14 protein-coding genes are annotated in these 19,486 nt (G+C 48.7%); 5 read left to right on the top strand and 9 right to left on the bottom strand.

Going from position 1 to position 19,486, the window contains the following annotated elements:
- The first annotated feature begins 101 nt into the window (after positions 1–101).
- Positions 102–1,895: an IPT/TIG domain-containing protein gene (locus ACYVFD_RS07800; protein WP_461089269.1), complete on the top strand. Its 1,794-nt coding sequence runs from the start codon at positions 102–104 to the stop codon at positions 1,893–1,895.
- Positions 1,896–2,045: 150 nt separating this feature from the next.
- On the opposite strand, the gene ACYVFD_RS07795 is transcribed toward ACYVFD_RS07800, so the two are convergent.
- Positions 2,046–2,981 carry a 2-hydroxyacid dehydrogenase gene (locus ACYVFD_RS07795; protein WP_461089267.1) on the bottom strand — a complete coding sequence of 312 codons (936 nt, stop codon included), beginning with the start codon at positions 2,979–2,981 and terminating at the stop codon, positions 2,046–2,048.
- A gap of 167 nt (positions 2,982–3,148) precedes the next feature.
- On the opposite strand from ACYVFD_RS07795, the gene pdxA reads away from it, so the two are divergent.
- The 3 genes from pdxA (at position 3,149) to ACYVFD_RS07780 (ending at position 6,338) form a co-directional block, all read left to right on the top strand.
- The gene (gene pdxA / locus ACYVFD_RS07790; protein ID WP_461089265.1) at positions 3,149–4,660 is read left to right on the top strand and encodes a 4-hydroxythreonine-4-phosphate dehydrogenase PdxA; all 1,512 of its coding nucleotides are present in this window, start codon (positions 3,149–3,151) and stop codon (positions 4,658–4,660) included.
- Between the two features lie 107 nt (positions 4,661–4,767).
- Entirely contained in the window at positions 4,768–5,655 is an 888-nt protein-coding gene (locus ACYVFD_RS07785) for a YicC/YloC family endoribonuclease (protein ID WP_461089263.1), read from the top strand.
- 47 nt (positions 5,656–5,702) lie between these two features.
- A complete protein-coding gene (locus tag ACYVFD_RS07780; RefSeq protein WP_461089261.1) occupies positions 5,703–6,338 on the top strand; it encodes a DNA-3-methyladenine glycosylase in 636 nt (211 codons plus the stop codon).
- A gap of 7 nt (positions 6,339–6,345) precedes the next feature.
- Here the strand turns inward: ACYVFD_RS07780 and ACYVFD_RS07775 are convergent, their stop codons facing one another.
- From ACYVFD_RS07775 to ACYVFD_RS07745, 7 genes are all read right to left on the bottom strand, one after another.
- A complete protein-coding gene (locus tag ACYVFD_RS07775) occupies positions 6,346–7,050 on the bottom strand; it encodes a 2-phosphosulfolactate phosphatase (protein ID WP_461089259.1) in 705 nt (234 codons plus the stop codon).
- A gap of 130 nt (positions 7,051–7,180) precedes the next feature.
- Positions 7,181–8,272: a glycine cleavage system aminomethyltransferase GcvT gene (gene gcvT / locus ACYVFD_RS07770; RefSeq protein ID WP_461089257.1), complete on the bottom strand. Its 1,092-nt coding sequence runs from the start codon at positions 8,270–8,272 to the stop codon at positions 7,181–7,183.
- 70 nt (positions 8,273–8,342) lie between these two features.
- The gene (locus ACYVFD_RS07765) at positions 8,343–9,800 is read right to left on the bottom strand and encodes a TonB family protein (protein ID WP_461089255.1); all 1,458 of its coding nucleotides are present in this window, start codon (positions 9,798–9,800) and stop codon (positions 8,343–8,345) included.
- 98 nt (positions 9,801–9,898) lie between these two features.
- Complete coding sequence (locus tag ACYVFD_RS07760) at positions 9,899–11,350, bottom strand: TonB family protein (RefSeq protein ID WP_461089253.1); 1,452 nt, start codon at positions 11,348–11,350, stop codon at positions 9,899–9,901.
- A gap of 263 nt (positions 11,351–11,613) precedes the next feature.
- A complete protein-coding gene (locus ACYVFD_RS07755; protein WP_461089251.1) occupies positions 11,614–11,796 on the bottom strand; it encodes a hypothetical protein in 183 nt (60 codons plus the stop codon).
- 261 nt (positions 11,797–12,057) lie between these two features.
- Positions 12,058–12,699: a deoxyribose-phosphate aldolase gene (locus ACYVFD_RS07750; RefSeq protein WP_461089249.1), complete on the bottom strand. Its 642-nt coding sequence runs from the start codon at positions 12,697–12,699 to the stop codon at positions 12,058–12,060.
- 91 nt (positions 12,700–12,790) lie between these two features.
- Positions 12,791–14,569: a pseudouridine synthase gene (locus ACYVFD_RS07745; protein ID WP_461089247.1), complete on the bottom strand. Its 1,779-nt coding sequence runs from the start codon at positions 14,567–14,569 to the stop codon at positions 12,791–12,793.
- Between the two features lie 269 nt (positions 14,570–14,838).
- Between ACYVFD_RS07745 and ACYVFD_RS07740 the strand changes: the two genes are divergently transcribed.
- On the top strand, positions 14,839–16,857 hold the full coding sequence (locus ACYVFD_RS07740; RefSeq protein ID WP_461089245.1) for an acetoacetate--CoA ligase: 2,019 nt from the start codon (positions 14,839–14,841) through the stop codon (positions 16,855–16,857).
- A gap of 141 nt (positions 16,858–16,998) precedes the next feature.
- Here the strand turns inward: ACYVFD_RS07740 and ACYVFD_RS07735 are convergent, their stop codons facing one another.
- Positions 16,999–19,449, bottom strand: coding sequence for a 3-hydroxyacyl-CoA dehydrogenase/enoyl-CoA hydratase family protein (locus ACYVFD_RS07735; protein WP_461089243.1), 2,451 nt, complete (start codon positions 19,447–19,449; stop codon positions 16,999–17,001).
- Between the last annotated feature and the right edge of the window lie 37 nt (positions 19,450–19,486).

Here is a 19,486-nt window from a genome sequence, read left to right as displayed (position 1 = left end):
TCATTAAGTCTAACAGGCTTTCGAAAGAAATGGTTTTTGGACACTTAAAATGACTAATTTTACCGATTATCTGCGTCGGGTAGATTGTCCCGTTGCTATCTATGAACTCGACACTATTACGTTTCTTTCTCTTTTTTGTACTTATTAGCTCAATAAGCTGTCGCGTACAACGCAATCCACCCGAATTGATCAGCGTAGCGCCTAAAGAGGCTTTCGTCAATGATAGTGTTCGATTAAAGGGGTATCAATTTGGTTCTGATCCGATTGTTACATTTACCACATCCAAATCGGTTGTAACGGCCCCTATTCAGAGTCACGATGACAATTCTATCCTTATTCGTGTGCCGATAGCAGCCCTGGACATCAATCAGGTCAGGGTCCAAACGGATCAGGGTATATCGGACCCGCTACCTTTTACCGTTAAACAGCCCTCTCCTATTTTGGCTTCGGTGACACCCACTAACGGGCTTCCGGGTACTACTGTCGTTATTACGGGCAATTTCCTTAATCAGGTTAATCGAGTTCGATTCGATAACATTGACGCTATTATAAAAGACAGTACGGCTCAGAAGTTAACGATTGTGGTTCCTTCCAATGTTCCTCGAGGTCCGTCGGCACTCGCCATCGACACGAAAGGCGGTAATTTGACTACCAGATTTATTGTCGCTGGAACACCACAGATCACCCGAATTAGTCCTACGCAGGCAAAACCAGGTGCGGCATTGGTCGTACAGGGCAAAAATTTAACTGATGGCATTTTGAGTATCAATGGACTGGTTACCGATAAAGGAGTGACCACTGTAACTGATACCGTTATACGAACGACAATTCCCACGACGGCCACATCGGGTCTGGTAACGGTCCGGGTTTTTGAAACGCTCGTTGCCAGCAGTACCGATTCACTGAAGATAATTCCACAGCCATTCATCACGAATCTGCTGGCTCGCGATGGCATTGCCGGCGATAAACTGACTATACAGGGACTAAACTTACTGAACATTACGAGTGTATTTTTCGGAAACGTTTCGGTACCTTTTCGTGTGCTGAGCAGCACCCAGATGGAAGCTACGGTACCTGCTCTGACAACATCCGGCAATGTCACGATTTCGGCCAGCAGTATTGGCGGGACGGCTACCGCTACCGATCCGTTCTTCTTTTATTTACCCCCATCGAATCTGTCGGTCAATCCGACCCGGCAACAAAATGGGCGTCCGCTTACTATTTCGGGTAAAAATCTCTACCGAATTACCGATGTAAAAGTCAATGGTATCAGTGTACCCGTAACGAGTCGGAATGAAGGAGTGGACCTTCTGATTGGCGTACCCGACAATGCAACCAGTGGCCCAGTGACCGTAACGAGTCGGGCCGGTACGGCTTCTACGCCGTTGGTCGTGGTGCAAAAACCCATTGTCTCCAGTCTACTTCCTGTCAAAGCGCGAGTCGGTGAACGGATCGTTCTGAGCGGTGATTTTTTGCAGGATGCACAGATTTATTTTACCGGCTCAACCAGCCCGGCAGCCGATGGCGGAAAAAACACGGATACCGAGCGCTGGGTACTGGTTCCTGCTGATGCGCAAATAGGTCCCCTACGCATTATGAATATCGCAGGGGAAGTAACGACTACCGTTTCGTTTACACCAATTCGGCTGGTCACTATCACCGATTTTACGCCCAAGAGCGCAGCCGTTGGCGCTGAGATCATTATTACAGGCCAAAACCTCTCGACCGTAACAGCCGTCCGATTCAACGGTGGAACATCGTCTCCTGCCACATTCCGTCTATCAGGCACTTCACTCATTGCAACCGTACCAACCGGAGCCGTCACCGGTCAGATCTGCCTCACCAACGATGCCGGAACGAATTGCACAACAAGTAATTTGACAGTAGTGAAGTAGTTGATTGGTTTATAGTTAGTTAACCAATTAACTACAGTGTAAACTAAGTTTTCTGTCATTCCGACGCAGGAGGAATCTTCGGGCGAGGAAGAAAATACGATACTCATCCGAAGATTCCTCCTCCGTCGGAATGACAGAATAGTGTACTAACTAATCAACCAACTGTCTCACTAGCACTTCATTGATACGTACGTAGCTTTCGTGTGTCCAGCCAGCAACGTGTGGCGTCAGTATCACTCGATTCGATTGACGTAGATAATCAAAAGTGGCCTGTTGGTCGGGAGTTAGTTTAGCCAATTTTTCGTTTTCCAGGACATCCAAAGTGGCTCCCCGAATTTTACCGCTTTCCAGTCCACGTACAACGGCTGCCAGCGACACGATTTCGCCCCGAGCAATATTGTTCAGGTAAAAGGGCTTGGCAACCTGACTGATGAACTCATCATTGATCCACATGCGTGTTTCATCGGTCAGTGGAATGTGTAGACTGATAATATCGGCGTCAGCTATGATCTGATCCATCGTTGCTTCTTCGGCAAACGCATCGCCGTAGTTGGTCAGAAACTTATCATACGCTAATACCCGACAACCAAACCCACTCAGTCGTTTGGCGGTGGCACGGCCATTGTTTCCATACCCAATCAGTCCGACGGTCATGCTTCCGAGTTCATATCCCCGATTTCCCTCACGATCCCAGATGCCTTGCCGTACCTCACGGTCGGCCTTAAGAATATTGGCTAATAAGGCCAGCAACATGCCTACCGTATGTTCGGCCACAGCATCCCGATTGCCTGCACCGGCATGAAACACAGCAATACCGCGTTCTTCAGCAGCCTCCAGATCAATTAAATCCAGACCTGCCCCTGCCCGCCCAATAAACTGTAGGTTGGGTGCATGACTCAACAATTCATGATCGACAGTAGTTTTGCTTCTGATAATCAGTCCTTCAAACGGTTCAAGGGCTGTCATTAACTCAGCACGACTGATTTTTGGTTGATAATCATACTGAAAGCCTGCTTCGGTGAGCATGGCAAAAAGCGACGGGTGCATTTCGTCGGCAATGAGAATAGATCGTTGACTCTGGAACATCCGGGGTTATTCGTAACTTGCGGCACTCATTAAGTAATTAACAATGAATAATGGACAATGAACAATGAATAGTTGTATGGATTCCCTAGTCAATTCATGCCAGGCTTGCAGTATCTATTATTCATTTTACATTATTCATTAATTCTTGGCGAAACTACAAAAAGTACATGGAACAACGCCAACCTAACGAATCGAATCAACCCCGCAATACCCCATCAAACGGGTCGAAACCTGACGTGCGTCCAGCCGAAGCCCAGTCGCAACCACAGAGCTATCAACGTACTGGCAATCAGCGTCATGGTGCCCCTTTTCGGGATAATCGCAATGGCAATAACACGCCTGAAAACGATCCGGCTAACCGACCAGAACGATCTCAAAAACCTGGTCAAAATCAGCGGGAAAACCGGCAGCAGAATGGTCGGCCAGAGGAGCAACGTCAAAAAAATCAACAGAATCAGCGGGAAAATCGGCCTGAAAATCGCCAACCCAACCCAAATCAGCGTCCGAACGAAGCCCGGCAACGCGACGACAATCGACCCAACCGGGAGCAAACGCCACCTTTACCTCGTGTGCAGGAATCCTTACTGGGCGAAGCAACCTTGCGCGATATAAGCGGCCATCCGAACCAGTCTGCCGAACATATTAATCGGGAAGATCGGCTGGTGATTGGCATCTCACTGGGCGATTATAATGGTATTGGCCCTGAAGTCATTCTGAAAGCGCTGCAATACAATCGGTTACAGCGAATATGCACCCCCGTCATCTACGGGTCGATGCGGATTTTGAACCGGTATCGGAACCTGCTCAATTTCAAAGACTGGAATCTGAATGGTGCTCAATCGATTGGGCAGATCAGCCATAAACTTACCAATGTGATTACGTGCTGGCCCGATCAAAACCAGGATATTCAGCCGGGTCGCGTAACCCCCGAAGCCGGACAGGCAGCATTTTCCTGCCTGCAACGGGCCGTCGATGATTTGAAAGCCGGTAAACTGGATGCACTGGTAACGGCACCGATCAACAAATACAATATTCAGTCGGAAGAGTTTAAATTTCCGGGCCATACCGAGTATCTGGCTCAGGAATTTGGTGTTCAGGACAACCTGATGTTTATGGTTAGCGGAGCTTTACGCGTTGGCGTTGTGACGGGACACATTCCATTAGGTCGCGTTCGTCAGAGCATCACGCGGGAACGCATCGCTCAAAAACTTGCCCTGATGATGACATCGCTGCGTCAGGATTTTGGGATTAAAAAACCTCGTATTGCGGTATTGGGCCTTAATCCACATGCCGGAGAAGAAGGCCTACTGGGCAACGAGGAACAGGAGATTATCAACCCGCTGCTTGCCGATTTATTGGACAAAGGTGAACTGGTATTTGGCCCCTACCCGGCCGACGGCTTCTTTGGAACAAGAGCTTACAAGCATTTCGACGCCGTTCTGGCCATGTACCACGATCAGGGGCTTATTCCGTTTAAGTCGATTGCCTTTGAGGAAGGTGTCAATTTTACCGCTGGTATGCCCGCCATCAGAACCTCTCCCGACCACGGAACCGCCTACGATATTGCCGGAAAAAACCTGGCTGACGAAACGTCTATGCTACAGGCAATCTATACGGCCATCGACGTAGCCCGGCATCGTAAAGAGTATCTGGAATTGGAAGCAGGAGCGCTTAAATGAGTTATAACGTTTACAGTTTTCGGTTTACAGTTGGCTGGCGCGTCAGCATTTTCTTATGCGTCAGCCAACTGTAAACCGAAAACTGTAAACTGTAAACCCCACAAAGAATGTTAAAATCAATGACTGGCTTCGGCAATGCAACAGTAGAGGCTGGAGGCCTGTCTGTAACGGCTGAGGTTAAAACGCTGAATTCAAAATTTCTGGATATTTATTGCCGTATCCCCCGCCAATTTTCGGACAAGGAAATTGAGTTACGTGCTCTGCTAACGCAGCAATTGGAACGTGGTAAAGTAGAACTTTCCATCAACCTTGCCCGTACGAGTATGGTACGACCAGGCGTCACGATCAATCGGCCATTGGTACAGGCATATGTCAATGACCTGAAGGAGACAGCCAATACCATGCTCATGAGCATACCCGACGGACAGATACTCCAACAGGCGCTACAACAGCCCAATGCTTTCCTGACTGAATCGGCCGACCCCGCTGCCGATGCATCGGACTGGGCAACGGTGCAGGCTGCCGTTCAGGAAGCCATTCGTCGCTGTGATGCATTCCGGAAACAGGACGGATCCATGCTTGAAGGTAAATTCCAGGAATACATCCAGATCATTACGAATCGGCTGGCGGATGTGGAAGAACAGGATGTCCGGCGGATTCCAGCGGTACGGGAACGGATGCGAAATTCCGTAAAAGAATTGCTCGACAGCGAAAGTTTCGATCAGAACCGGTTTGAACAGGAGCTAGTCTATTACGTCGAAAAGTTTGATATCTCGGAAGAAAAGGTCCGGCTCAAAAATCACCTGGCTTATTTCCTTGAAGTACTGACGGGTGAAGAAGCCAATGGCAAAAAACTAAATTTCATTTCGCAGGAAATTGGCCGTGAGATCAATACCATCGGCTCTAAAGCCAACGATGCTGCCATTCAGCGGCTAGTTGTTCAGATGAAAGACGAGCTGGAAAAAATCAAAGAACAGACGATGAATGTGATCTAGTCAACTTGTGACCACTCCTGACAACGTTTGACAAAACCTGGCTATTCTTGACAACGCTTGACAAAACCTTCTATCAATCGCATGATACCCTGACATTAGCTCAGCTACTGCTCGGTTGCGAGCTCGTGCATGAATCAGAAGAGGGGACAACGGCGGGTATTATTGTCGAAACAGAAGGGTATTTGACTGATGATCCGGCCTGTCATGCGTACCGGCGGCAAACAGCCCGTAATGCAGCCATGTTTGGCCCCGCCGGTACACTCTACGTTTACCAGATTTACAATCACTACAACTGCATCAATGTCGTAACCGGCCCCGAAGGCGTTGGCGAAGCCGTACTCATCCGTGCCCTGGAACCCACCGAAGGTATTGACCTGATGGCGCTTCGCCGAAACGATGCGTTCAAAACAGGGTTTGCCCGCTACCGTAACAATACTATCGACCAAAATACCGCGCAGGGGCAGCGTAATCTGGCTAATGGACCCAGTAAACTAACCATTGCGATGGGCATTGACCGAGCGCGGGATAATGGCACATCGCTGACAAACGGACGCATTTATATACGAGGCCCCGTTCTTCACGATTTCGATATGGTTACGACCACCCGCATTGGTATAACCCACGGGGCCGACCTACCCTATCGGTACTACATCAAAGGCAACTCGTTTGTCAGTAAAAAGTAGTCTGCCCCTACATATTGACCAATGCATTGCCACGCAGTACGGGCACAACATCGTAGAGATCGTGTTGCAGGCAGTAGGTAATATCTTTTTGAATACCCAGGCGCTGGAGTCGGCGGATGTGCGATGCATTGGCCATATAGCCAACCAGATTATCTTTACCCTGCACATACAGTCGCCACGCCATGATAGCGCTATCTTCGGCCATTGCGTAGCTATCCTTCAACCGGTCGACTAGGGCCCCTGCAAACAGGGTATCTTCCAGATTGACCCGGCCTTTCCAGCCTGCACAGAGGACCATCACATCATACCCTTCCGTTTTCAGGTACCGTACGATCGCATCCAGATTTAAAAACGAACCAACCAGCACCTTCACCGCCGACCGCGATTTTGTAATCGCAAAGGTACCGTTGGTGGTCGTCATGGCGATATTAGCGCCCCGAATCCGCTCGTCCATGTAGGTAAACGGCGAATTATCCAGCTCAAAGCCTTCTACCTTACGGGCATTGCGTTCGGCAGCGGCCAGGTAGCCACGCTCCTGTAATTCCTTACATTCGTCAACCGTAGCGACGGGAATAATGCTGTTGACACCATAGGCAAAGGCTGTCACCATGCACGAAGTAGCCCGGAACACATCTGCCACGACAACAATGGTGTTTTCAACCGTGTGTAGATGTAGTAAATCGGGGGTAAAGCAAACGTCAATTTGTTTCATATTGTCTGAACCGGGATTTAATGGATTGGTGGATTAAACAGATTTTGCTTTCGCTTCTCCGAAGCGGTATGGTTTAACAAAATCTGTTTAATCCATCAATCCGTTAAATTCCGCCGGGCCGCCGGAGCGGTCATTTTTTAACGAAGGGAAGTTTAACGATTTGGGCTTTCAGGAGTCGGTCGCGGACTTTAACGAAGATTTCGGTGCCGGGTTTACTAAAGGCCGTATTGATATAGCCTAAGCCAATGCCTTTACCCAGCGTAGGCGATTGCGTCCCCGATGTTACTTCACCGATCTGATTACCGTCGGCATCAACCAGCTCATAGTGGCTGCGGGGTACCCCCCGGTCGATCAGTTCAAAACCGACTAGTTTGTGAGAAACACCCTGCTCTTTTTGCGCTTTTAAGCTGTCGGCATCGATGAAGGAATGGGTGAACTTGGTAACCCAGCCCAGACCCGCTTCAATGGGCGACGTTTCGTCGGTGATATCGTTGCCATAGAGACAATAGCCCATTTCGAGTCGGAGTGTATCGCGGGCACCCAAACCGATTGGCTTGATACCGAATGGTTCACCGGCTTGCATAATGGCTTTCCAAACCGATTCGGCCTGATGATTGGACACATAAATTTCAAAACCACCGGCACCCGTATAGCCCGTTGCGGAGATGATCACGTTGGCGCATCCGGCAAAATCGGTTTTCTCGAAGGTATAATACTCCATCGATGCCAGATCAACATTCGTCAGCGACTGTAATGCTTCAGCCGCTTTTGGCCCCTGCACGGCAAACAGGCACGTACCGTCGGAGATGTTGGTCATGGTAACGGCATAATCCGACGCATACTGACTGATCCAGTTCCAGTCTTTCTCGATGTTGGACGCATTCACGACAAGCATGTATTCCTGATCGCTGATCCGATAAATCACCAGATCGTCGACAATCCCGCCCTGTCCGTTGGGCAGGTAGCTGTACTGCACCTTGCCATCGTACAGAATGCTGGCATCATTGGCTGACACGCGCTGAATCAGGTCCAATGCGCCTTCGCCTTTGAGCACGAACTCGCCCATATGCGAGACATCGAAGATACCAACGCTATTGCGAACGGTGTTATGTTCTTCCAGATCGGAGGAGTAACGAACGGGCATTTCGTAACCCGCAAACGGTACGATTTTCGCACCTAACTGCTGATGAATGTGATGGAGAGGGACTTGCTTGAGCGACATATGCGCGGAGGTTATCCGGCAAATTTACAAACAGATCACGGGTTTTAGCTGCGACTCGTCAGATTAACCTTCAGTACAATGAAAAATTGACAGGCATGAAGTATTTAACCCGGACTTTTTTGCCTCTTTGTATTCCGGGAATCCAGTGTCCACTCATCTTCTTAACAACGCGCAGGGCTTCCCGGTCCAGATCAGATCGAACTTTTTGGGTCACTTCATAATCACATAGTGTACCATCTGTACAAACCACAAAACTAACAACGACCTGCCCCTCTACTCGATCATGCTGTGCGCTACTTGGATACCCCAAATTCTGTTTTAGAAATTGCTTTAATCCCTCTATGCCTCCTAAAAATACAGGCTTTCTATCTTCCAGTTCATACATAGTGGTATCCTGCCCCGCTCTCCAGGATTTGCCAGCTATTAAAATGCCTTTATCATAGTTCTCTTCATAGAAATAGGAGCTATCTCTGTAATAACCCATCCAGGTACCGTGTTTCAGATAATCCCTATAATCTCCCTGTTCAACAAGTGACGTTTCGCTAGTTTTATCCTTATACGATTTTACAGTCCGATGATACTGCGCCCATCCATTCCCATTTCTGACTAACTGCCGACCCGTACTATCCCAAAATGCTGTTACCTTATCTATCTCCGAAGGCTCCAAAGTACCGCCTGCAAACAGTTCCTGAATTTGCCGAATCTGCCCATTAGCATACCAGGACAAAATAACCTGTTTGTCACCATTGTATTCATGCTTTACGGCAACGGCGCCATTTGAATGATAGGTAATCTGTGGACCAGACAGCTTTCCGACTCTATAATTGTTTTCTGTCAGTAGCTTTCCGGTAGCATCTACGGTGCAGATATAACCATTCAATTTTAGTAAGGCCTGCTGATGTCCAAGGGTATAGGTAGGCTTACCTGATAAATCTGACGGTTCATTTTTTTTATAGACAAGCGAATCGCGAGCATACTCCTCCCATTTCTTGTTCACTAATTTATACATCACCAGATCGCCGGAAGGCAGTCCATTAGTATCCAACGGGCTAACCTCCTTAAACTTTACTCGCTCATTACTATCCGGGAGCATAGTAAGGTCAGCATCCTCATACGTAATTTGCGCACCACGTACATAGTTTACGGGCGTATTGGATTTAAATATAATCGGCATACTTACCTGCTGCCGAACAGCGAATTTTTGCTTTTTCGCAGGTTTCCAGGCATTATAAAGCGAGAATACTCTCCTGGCTTCCCGATCAAAATCCGATCGGAGACTTTTTGTGATCCGCACATCCGATATACGTCCATTTGTTTCCACAACGCCTGTAATTACCACAACTCCACCAGCCCCTATTGCCTGTGCGGTTATCGGTTTTCGCAGATTCGCCAACAGAAACGTATTGAATGCCCCTAAACCACCACGCGGTTCGGCTACGCTATCCACCTCAAATGACTGATAGATCGTCTGCTGGGCAGACAGTAACGAAGGAATTAAAACTAAGAAGAATAGAGATATATAGCGCATATTAGAAAGCGGATTGAATAAACGCATCTATTTCTGGGAGAGCAGAATTATCTATTTACAAACAGATTACGGGCTTTAACGAAACTTCTTACCAGAAGTCAATACAGACTGAAATTAACCGGCAGATTATATTTAACCCGAACCTTTTCCCCACGATGGTAACCGGGTTTCCATTTACCACTCATTTCTTTAACCACACGCAACGCTTCTTCGTCCAAATCCTTCTGAACGCCTTTTATAACCTCATAATCACAGAGCGTTCCGTCAGTGCAGACAACAAAACTGATGAAGACCCTACCTTCTGCATTTGCCCGTTGCGCCTTACTTGGATAGTGTAGATTTGCCGACAAAAACTTCCCTAAACCGGGCATACCGCCGGCAAATTCGGGTTGCTGCATCACCTCATTATAACGCACTGTATCTTTCCCTTCGCTTTTTGCCTTGCCTACCCGACAAATCCCTTTATCATACTGCTCTTCATAATAATAAGAACCGTCTGCATAACGCCCTATCCAGATTCCCTGTTTAAATCCTTTTTCGTAATTTCCCTCCTCAGTCAACGTAGTAAATTTAGAGGTATCACTGTACGATTCTTCACGGTTTTTGTAAGTTACCCATCCTCTACCATCTTTAACCATTTGCCTCCCCGCCGAATCCCATAAAGCCGTAATTTGTTCTGGTTCGGATAAAGGGCTGGTTTTATTAAACGTTTTTATATGCTTAATCTGCCCATTCGCATACCAGCCCATTTCTGTTGATTTTTCATCCAGCTTATCATCTTTTTCAGCGACCATTCCATTTGGATAGTACGTTAATGATGAACCCAAGGGCATACTTTTTTCATAATAAGCTTCGCTAATACGCTTATTATCGTCATCAATTACCAATAAGGTGCCTTCCCAGTCCTTTTTATAGTTTTGAGTACCAAGTGTATAAAGTAATTTCGCCGAAGAACCCGTCTGAGTGTGTTTTTTACGGATAAGAGATAACCGAAAGTACTCTTTCCAGAGGCTATTTTTTCTTTCGTAAACGACGACATCGCCTGTTGGAATCTGGTTTGTATCAAGAGGAGTAATTCGCTTATAAAGCGCCTGACTACTGTCTGCTAAAAGGGGCTTACCATCTGTCCCAAAAAAATCAATTCGCATACCGTTTTGATAAACGAATGGCGTATTTTGTTTAAACGAAACCGGAATTGTGGTCAGCTGCCGAACGGCCTTACCACCTTTACTAGCTGGCTTCCAGGCATTAAATAAGCTTACTATTCGTATCGCTTCCCGATCACAGTCGGAACGCAGACTATTAATTGTCTTTACGTTTGAAATACTTCCATCCGTCTCTACAATACCTGTAAGCGTAACCCGACCAACAATTCCTTTGGCTTCGGCCTGTATGGGCTTGCGCAAATTGACTTGCAGGAAGGTACTCAGATAAGCTTGTCCCCCACGCGGTTCGGCTACACTATCGACTTCAAAAAGTTGATAGACCGTTTGCTGAGCAAGCAAAAGGGAAGGAGTTAAAATTAGGAAGAGTAGAGAAAGATAACGCATAAAGGGAAGGGTTTTAGTTGGTAAGCTTTTGCAGGGTCATTCAAGTAAATAGCCTTTTACGGCCATATAGGCAAACAGCAAAAGGCTACTACTGAGCAGGGCCAGAATCAGGATCAGGACAGGGCGAATCCGACGTTCGTTATGGGTTGGCATTCGATTATCATTTTTTGGTTCTCAGTAGCTAATGTACTTTCAATTCCAATTACTCAACGTTCTCAGCAACAAGACATTTTGCGGCTACTGCGAGATGAAAACTCGGGGGGTTACCGTGCAGATAGGGCAAGTACAAAAGCAATAGCAAGGCCTGCTCCAATACCAAAATTGCTCCACACTTTGCGCGACTTAATCCGTTTGGCCTCTTGCGTATATCCACTATAATACGACGTATTCTGGGCAAGCTGAGCGTTAGGAAAGCCAAGTCGGTCCTGTGGGAAGGTAAACTGCACAACATCAGGAGTAACTTCTTAAACAATGCAGGCAACTTTCTCGCTATTGGTGTAGATCGTATCCAGTTGGGCGAAACAGCGACTATAAATCAACAGGATACAGGTAAGTAAAAGGTAGCGCATAAGGAATAAATAGTTGTGGAAAATTAAATTATAAAAAGGCAGTAAGAAACAAGGATCGATAACGCATACAGGAAAGCGGATTAAGTATGCGCAAAGTATAAAATTGCCAACTTAAACCAAAAACTTTCCAACATCTTTTTATAAAACCAATCGGCCTATCGACAGACGATCTACACCAGTTGCAATCAGCTCCTCTAGCTGGCTTTCCGAAGCACCGTCGCCCACGAGCTTAACCCCGACGGATTGTGGAACATCCCGGCGAAATTGCAAGGCTGATTCAAGTGAGAAGTTAGTAGGGAGAGCACCCGTTGCGTTTTTGATAAAATCGGTACCCGCATCGGCAGCCAGTTTGATCATGCTCCGACGCTGTTCTTCATCCAGCAGGGTCGATTCGAGGATAACGGTGAAGAATTTCTCCTGGGCGTGAGTCATGGACACGAGCTTGGCCAGTTCGATTTTGAGCCAGACCGACGAGGGCGAAAACAGGGCAGAGGTATTTAGAACCACTTCAATTTCGCTGGCGCCATCTTTCAACGCCCATTCGATTTCGGTTTGCTTAGCTTCGGTACGCTGGTAACCAAACGGATAGCCGATTACCGTCGACAGGATGGCCGGATGGTTTTCACCCAGTTCCCGGCGGAATTTTTTCACCCAAAATGGCGCAACGGTCATGCCCGCCATGCCGAGTTGAATCACCTCATCGAGCACCTCATACTGCTCATTGATCGTCACCGCAGGGTGCAGCAACGTCCGCTCGATATACGGGAAAAGGTGATTCATAGGTTTATAATGATTGAATGATCGAATTGTTGAATGATTGAATATGGCTGACGCTTCCATTCAATCATTCAACAATTCGATCATTCAATCATTAGTTAAAGTATTTCAGCTTCACAACCTCTTTGGGTTCCAGGAAACGCCATTTGCCACGAGGGAGTTCTTTCTTAGTGAGCCCAGCATAGGTAGTCCGGTCGAGTTTGGTGACTTCGTAACCAAAATTTTCAAAAATCCGGCGGACAATCCGGTTCCGGCCCGAGTGAATTTCGATACCGATAACCTGTGCATCGGGCGTAACAATACTCAAGGCATCCGGTTTGATGGGACCATCTTCGAGTTCAAGGCCGTTTCGGATAGCCTCAAAGTGCTCTTCCGTTATTGGCTTATCAATCTCAACCTGATAGATTTTACGGATATTGTTGGATGGATGCGTCAGTTTATCCGCGAGCTCGCCATCATTGGTCAGGAGTAGCAAACCCGTTGTGTTACGGTCCAGTCGACCGACGGGGTAGATGCGGAAATTACCGGCATCAGCTACCAGTTCCATCACCGTTTTCCGATCTTCAGGGTCTTCAGTGGTGGTGATATAGTCTTTGGGTTTGTTGAGCAGCACGTACACGAACCGTTCAGGATTTAGCACCTTCGTGCCATATTTCACCGTGTCGCCCTCTTTCACTTTGTAGCCCATTTCGGTCACGACTTTGCCATTTACCGAAATATCGCCCCGTGCAATGAGTTCATCGGCTTCCCGACGTGAGCAAACACCCGAGTTGGCAATGTACCGATTAAGCCGGGTCAACCCAGGCCCGTCCTGGTGTTCTTCTGAACCCGTACGTTTTGGTCTTTCATCGGTCCCTTTCGACTTTCCGCGACGGTCGTCCGACGATTTCCGGCGAAAAGAAGACTCTTCGCGGTTTATATCCCGATTATAGTTTGGTGCTTTATCGTATTTCCCAGTGCGTCGATCACCTGATTCTTTGCGTTGCTGGCCCGTAAAACGGGGGGCTTCGTTCTCACGGTTCCAAGCGTCGCTGTTACCGGAGCCCTGGCCTTTGCCCCGTGGCTCGCCAGCGTCGAATCGAGGTTTGGGCCGATCGGTGTTATCCCGGTTAAAGCTGTCTGTTCGCTTAAATCGGGGTTTATCGTCCCGATCGAAACGAGCAGGTCGCTCAGGCCGATCGGTATCCTTTGAGAATCGGTTGAATCGTGGCCGCTCGTCATTGCCGAAGCGGTCATTGTGGGTGTTTGGACGTTCGTCGTTCCGTTCTCCGCGTGGATTCCGGCTAAAACGAGGGCGGTCTCCGTCCGAATCGTTACGGAAACGCGGGCGTTCGTCAGCCCCATCGCGAAAACGCCGTTCGTTACCAGAGCGGTCATTATTGCGGTCAAAACGGGCTGGTCCTGGGCCACGTCGATCCGTGTCACGCTCATCGAACCGACGATTTCCTGTATCTCCTGGCCGTTTCGGGCTAAAGCGTTTGTCATCGCGAGGGCCTCTGGTAGGCCGGTCGGGTGCGTCGCGATCAAAACGAGGGCGACGTTCATCAAAATCATCCCGACGTCCCCGATCAAAGCGAGGTTTTTCATCGCGGTCAAACCGGGCAGGCCGGTCGTCCCGACGTCGGTCATTAAAGCGATTATCGTTACGATTCCCACGATCGTCATCGCGAGCGGTTGGTTTTTGAGTACGCTCCCGACTGAAACGAGGTTTATCATCTCTGTCGTCACGCCGATCATTCGTTCGGCTAAAGCGTGGCCGGTCACCATCCTGGTTCCGGCTAAAACGTGGGGCATCGTCCCGACGGCCCAACGAACGACCACCGTCACGGTTTGGTCGGCTATTCCGGTCGTTCTTTTCTGAATCCTGATTCATGGAAAAATACAGTAAATCGTCTGTTTTTATCGTAAAGCAACACTGATTGTCAGTGTACTGTTCAAGGCAAGTAAAAAATGGGTTACAAATTTAGCTTTTTTCAGGACAACCCGATACTACTTCTTTTCCCGAAACGCATTTTATCGAAAAAACAATCCAGAGGAGGGATCAATCGTTAGTCAGTAGTCGTCAGTCGATCCTGTTAAGCAGACTATCGATGGCTAACAACGAACAACTGACGACTATCGACTAACGACTCCCTACCACTAATGCCCTCACCTACCGAAAAACCCCTCTATACGCCCGATCGACGTATCATTGAGCAAACGATGATGAAACGCTACATGGACTGGCTTTTCATCAAAAAAGGTCTGTATTTCCGTGATTACGACGACCTGTGGGACTGGTCGGTAACGGATCTGGAAGCATTCTGGGAAAGTATCTGGCAGTTTTTTGACGTACAGAGTCACACGCCTTATAAGCAGGTTCTTTACAGGCCGAGTGATGCCGATATGGTTGGCGTTGACTGGTTTAGTGGCGCTACACTTAACTATGCCGAACATATTTTTCGGCATAAAGCTACCCATCAGTCGGCCAATCGTCCTGCGCTCCTATTTGCTTCTGAGCAACAGTCGCTAACCTCAATGTCCTGGGATACGATGGAACGTCAGGTAGCAGCCGTAGCCGCGTATTTGCGACAATTGGGTGTAGGTGTGGGCGATCGGGTTGTGGCCGTCTTACCCAACATTCCGGCTGCCGTCGTAGCTTTTCTGGCAACGAACTCGATTGGCGCCATCTGGTCAAGCTGCTCTCCCGACTTTGGTACCGACAGTGTGGTTGACCGGTTTCAGCAAATTAAACCCAAGGTGCTGATTGCTACTGACGGGTATCAATACAATGGAAAAATCATTGATAAAACCGATGCCATCTATGAACTGACCAACCGACTACCTTCGCTCAGGCAGGTCATTTGGGTTCCCTGTCTTCACGATCAATCAAGTGAGGAGTTTGACAGTTTTATGGATCGATCGGTAGGTCAAACGGCGGATTTTACGCACTGGCAAGCGGTGTTGTCGACCCCCGCTCCCGACGGATTGACGTTTGAGCCAGTACCATTCAAGCATCCTATCTGGGTATTATATTCGTCGGGTACTACGGGAAAACCCAAAGCTATTACGCATAGTGTTGGCGGGTGTCTGCTTGAGCATATGAAAGCGCTGGCTCTGCATCAGGACGTTCGTATGGGCGAACGGTATTTCTGGTATTCGACTACGGGCTGGATGATGTGGAACTATGCCATTGGATCAATGCTAGTGGGGTCTACGCTGGTTCTGTACGACGGGGCTGCGGGCTATCCTAATCTGAGTGTGTTATGGAAACTGGCGGAAACGGCTCAGATAAATCATTTTGGTGGTGGAGCGGCTTATTATATGGCCTGCCTACGCGCCGACATTCATCCGAGTCAACTTGTAAAATTGTCGGCTCTTCGAACCATTGGCTCAACGGGTTCCCCATTACCTCCCGAGGGTTTCCGCTGGATTTACGCGTCCGTTAAGCCGAACGTCTGGCTGATTTCGCTCAGTGGTGGTACCGATGTATGCAGTGCGTTCGTAGGTGGCAATCCGCTCCTGCCGGTATATGAGGGCGAAATACAATGCCGAATGCTGGGCGCCAACATTGAAGCGTTCGATGAACATGCAAAGCCCGTTCGAGGGTCACTGGGTGAAATGGTCATTTTGGAGCCTATGCCTTCTATGCCCATTTATTTCTGGAACGATCCGAATAACGACCGATACCGCAAGAGCTATTTTGCCGATTATCCGGGTATCTGGCGACATGGCGATTTCATTCAGATCACCAGCCACAACGGAGTGGTTATTCATGGCCGGTCGGACGCTACGCTCAATCGGGATGGGGTCCGTATTGGCACAAGCGAGATTTACAGCGCCGTAGAAAGCTTACCCGAAATTGCCGACAGTTTAGTGGTTGGTCTGGAGCAGCCGGGAGGTCGCTATTTTATGCCCTTGTTTGTTGTGCTGCGCGAAGGCTATTCACTGAATGAAGGACTCATCAACCGAATCAAACAAACACTCCGAACGCAGTTTAGCCCTCGCCATGTACCCGATCGGGTTTATGCAATCCGGGAAGTACCGTATACCATTAGCGGTAAAAAGCTGGAGACCCCCATTAAAAAGATTTTATCGGGTATGGACGTTTCGCTGGCTACCAGCAAAGACACGCTTCGAAACCCCGAAGCCCTCGAACAATTTACCGAATTTGTGCAGTAAACGCTCGCTCTTGACGGCAAGGTGAAACTATCTTCTAGCCAAGCTCAGCAGCGTACAAAACAGAACGCGGATATTGAGACGAAAGACCGTTTTTAGACCATCTATCATCAATATCCGCGTTACGCAACTTGTTATTTCCCGTTAATTCCGCAGGGCCTTGCCACCTGTCAGCAGACTCTGGATTCGCTCCAGCGTTTTCTTTTCACCCGTCAGCGATAGGAACGCTTCCCGCTCCAGATCAAGCAGGTATTGCTCCGAAACGGTCTGCGGTGTGCTCAAATCGCCCCCGCATATGACGTAGGCCAGTTTGTCGGCAATTTTCCGGTCGTGATCCGAAATGTAGCGCCCCATATGCATGGCCGTAATCCCTGCTTTGAACAGAGCAATACCCGTTTTTCCCTGTACTTTAATATCTGTCCGGGGTTTAGGCTGTGTGTATCCATTCTCAGCCAGTTCGATAGCTGCCTGTTTGGCTTCGGCTAGCAATCGACTACGGTTCAGCACAATCTGATCCGTTGAGCGGAGGTAATTCATTTCGCGGGCTTCCTGCGCCGATGTCGAAACCTTTGCGGTGGCAATATTCATGAACACGTTTTGCAGAATGTTCAATTCTGGATCACCCGTTTGGTACAGGTCCGATGCCCGGGCAGCCATTTCTTTGGTACCACCACCAGCCGGAATCAGGCCGACACCTACTTCAACCAATCCGATATAGCTTTCGGCATGAGCCACCACGCGATCGGCGTGGAGTACCGCTTCGCAACCACCACCCAAGGTTAATGTGTGCGGAGCAACAATAACGGGGATGGATGAATAGCGAAGCCGGGTGATGAGTTTCTGGAACTGCGCAATCATCAGATTGACCTCGTCAAACTCCTGCTCAACAGCAAACATGAACAGCGTAGCCAGATTAGCACCCGCCGAAAACGCTTCGGTTGAATCGTTACCTACAACCAGCCCCCGGAAATCTTTCTCCGCCAGCAAAACCCCTTTGTTGAGCGCTTCGGACACCTCCTGCCCGAAGGTGTTCATCTTACTGCGGAATTCGACGTTCAGAATGCCATCGCCCAGGTCAATGATGTTCGCTCCCGCGTTTTTCCAGACAATGTTGTTACTGAGGTTTTCGAGGATCGTAAAGGCTTCGGTACCTGGAATGGTCTTATAGTTTTTCGTCGGAATGTCGTAATACTTGCGCTTGCCATTCTCAACTTTATAAAAGGAGGTAAATCCAGCGTCGAGCATGTCGTACACCCATTGAGCCGGTTTCTGGCCGAACGATTCGATCAGTTCGACGCCTTTCTTTACACCAATAGCGTCCCAGGTTTCAAACAAGCCCATTTGCCAGCCAAATCCAGCCGTAATGGCCGCGTCGATGCGATAGAGTTCGTCCGAAATTTCGGGAATACGATACGTGGCATAGCGGAAGCCATCGGCAAACGTACGCCGGTAAAATTCGCCCGCCTTATCCTTACCCGCAATCAGGACCGGAAACCGATTCTTCAGGTTATCAATCGCTTTGGTGCTGTCGAGCGTACTGAATTTTACTTTCTCCGACGGTTTATACTCGTAGGTATTCAGATCGAGCGCCAGAATCAGGGTTTGACCTTTCTCATCTTTCGTTTTCTTGTAATAACCCTGCCCGGTTTTGTCGCCAAGCCACTTATTTTCCATCAGTTTTTTCACCGATGCAGGCAGTTCAAATGAAGCGCTCGACTCGTCGTGCTCCATCTTCACGAGGTTGCTGGCTACGTTGACAGTCGTATCCAACCCGACCACATCCGACAGCCGGAACGTGCCTGATTTTGGACGACCCACTACGGGACCGGTCAGTTTATCAACGGCTTCAACAGATAACCCAAGTTCTTCGGCCACCCGAATGGTTTGGATCAGCGATTGAATACCGAGCCGATTCGCAATAAAACCGGGAGTATCTTTACACAGAACGGTCGTTTTTCCCAGATACAAATCGCCGTAGTTCATCAGAAAGGCCACTACAGCGGGGTCCGTATCGGGGCCGGGGATAATTTCCAGCAACCGCAGATACCGGGGTGGGTTGAAGAAGTGTGTACCGCAGAAGTTCCGCCGGAAGTCGTCGCTGCGCCCTTCGGCCAGTAGGTGCATTGGAATCCCCGATGTGTTGGACGTAATGAGCGTACCCGGTTTGCGGAACTGTTCAACGCGCTCATACACTGACCGTTTAATGTCCAGTCGCTCCACTACGACCTCGATCACCCAATCGTACGCACCAATTTCTTTCAGGTTATCATCGAAATTCCCCAGCTTGATCCGGTCGGCAAATTTAGGGCTATACAGCGAGGCCGGACTGGCTTTTAGCATCGCCTGAAACGAGTCGTTCACGATCCGGTTCCGAACTACCGGACTCGCCGTGGTTAATCCTTTGGCCTGTTCAGCTTCGCTGGGTTCTCTCGGCACGATGTCCAGCAAGAGTACATCAACGCCAATGTTGGCAAAATGAGCAGCAATGCGTGAACCCATAATACCTGACCCCAGCACAGCCACACGCCGGATGGTTCGATTTTTTGTCTGAGGGGTACGTCCCTCCGATTTTGTTTTTTCTAAGGTAGCTTCCATGGTTTAGCTTAACGCAAATAGAACAGGCCGAACATGC

The organism is Spirosoma gilvum (assembly GCF_054776815.1).
This window is presented reverse-complemented; position numbering and strand designations above follow the sequence as displayed.

Excerpts from the sequence above, each read along its gene's own strand:
- ACYVFD_RS07795 (WP_461089267.1), bottom strand. The coding sequence starts at position 2,981 with ATGTTCCAGAGTCAACGATCTATTCTCATTGCCGACGAAATGCACCCG.
- gcvT (WP_461089257.1), bottom strand. The coding sequence starts at position 8,272 with ATGTCGCTCAAGCAAGTCCCTCTCCATCACATTCATCAGCAGTTAGGT.
- ACYVFD_RS07740 (WP_461089245.1), top strand. The coding sequence starts at position 14,839 with ATGCCCTCACCTACCGAAAAACCCCTCTATACGCCCGATCGACGTATC.
- ACYVFD_RS07735 (WP_461089243.1), bottom strand. The coding sequence starts at position 19,449 with ATGGAAGCTACCTTAGAAAAAACAAAATCGGAGGGACGTACCCCTCAG.
- pdxA (WP_461089265.1), top strand. The coding sequence starts at position 3,149 with ATGGAACAACGCCAACCTAACGAATCGAATCAACCCCGCAATACCCCA.
- ACYVFD_RS07775 (WP_461089259.1), bottom strand. The coding sequence starts at position 7,050 with ATGAAACAAATTGACGTTTGCTTTACCCCCGATTTACTACATCTACAC.
- ACYVFD_RS07745 (WP_461089247.1), bottom strand. The coding sequence starts at position 14,569 with ATGAATCAGGATTCAGAAAAGAACGACCGGAATAGCCGACCAAACCGT.
- ACYVFD_RS07800 (WP_461089269.1), top strand. The coding sequence starts at position 102 with ATGAACTCGACACTATTACGTTTCTTTCTCTTTTTTGTACTTATTAGC.
- ACYVFD_RS07785 (WP_461089263.1), top strand. The coding sequence starts at position 4,768 with ATGTTAAAATCAATGACTGGCTTCGGCAATGCAACAGTAGAGGCTGGA.
- ACYVFD_RS07765 (WP_461089255.1), bottom strand. The coding sequence starts at position 9,800 with ATGCGCTATATATCTCTATTCTTCTTAGTTTTAATTCCTTCGTTACTG.
- ACYVFD_RS07760 (WP_461089253.1), bottom strand. The coding sequence starts at position 11,350 with ATGCGTTATCTTTCTCTACTCTTCCTAATTTTAACTCCTTCCCTTTTG.
- ACYVFD_RS07750 (WP_461089249.1), bottom strand. The coding sequence starts at position 12,699 with ATGAATCACCTTTTCCCGTATATCGAGCGGACGTTGCTGCACCCTGCG.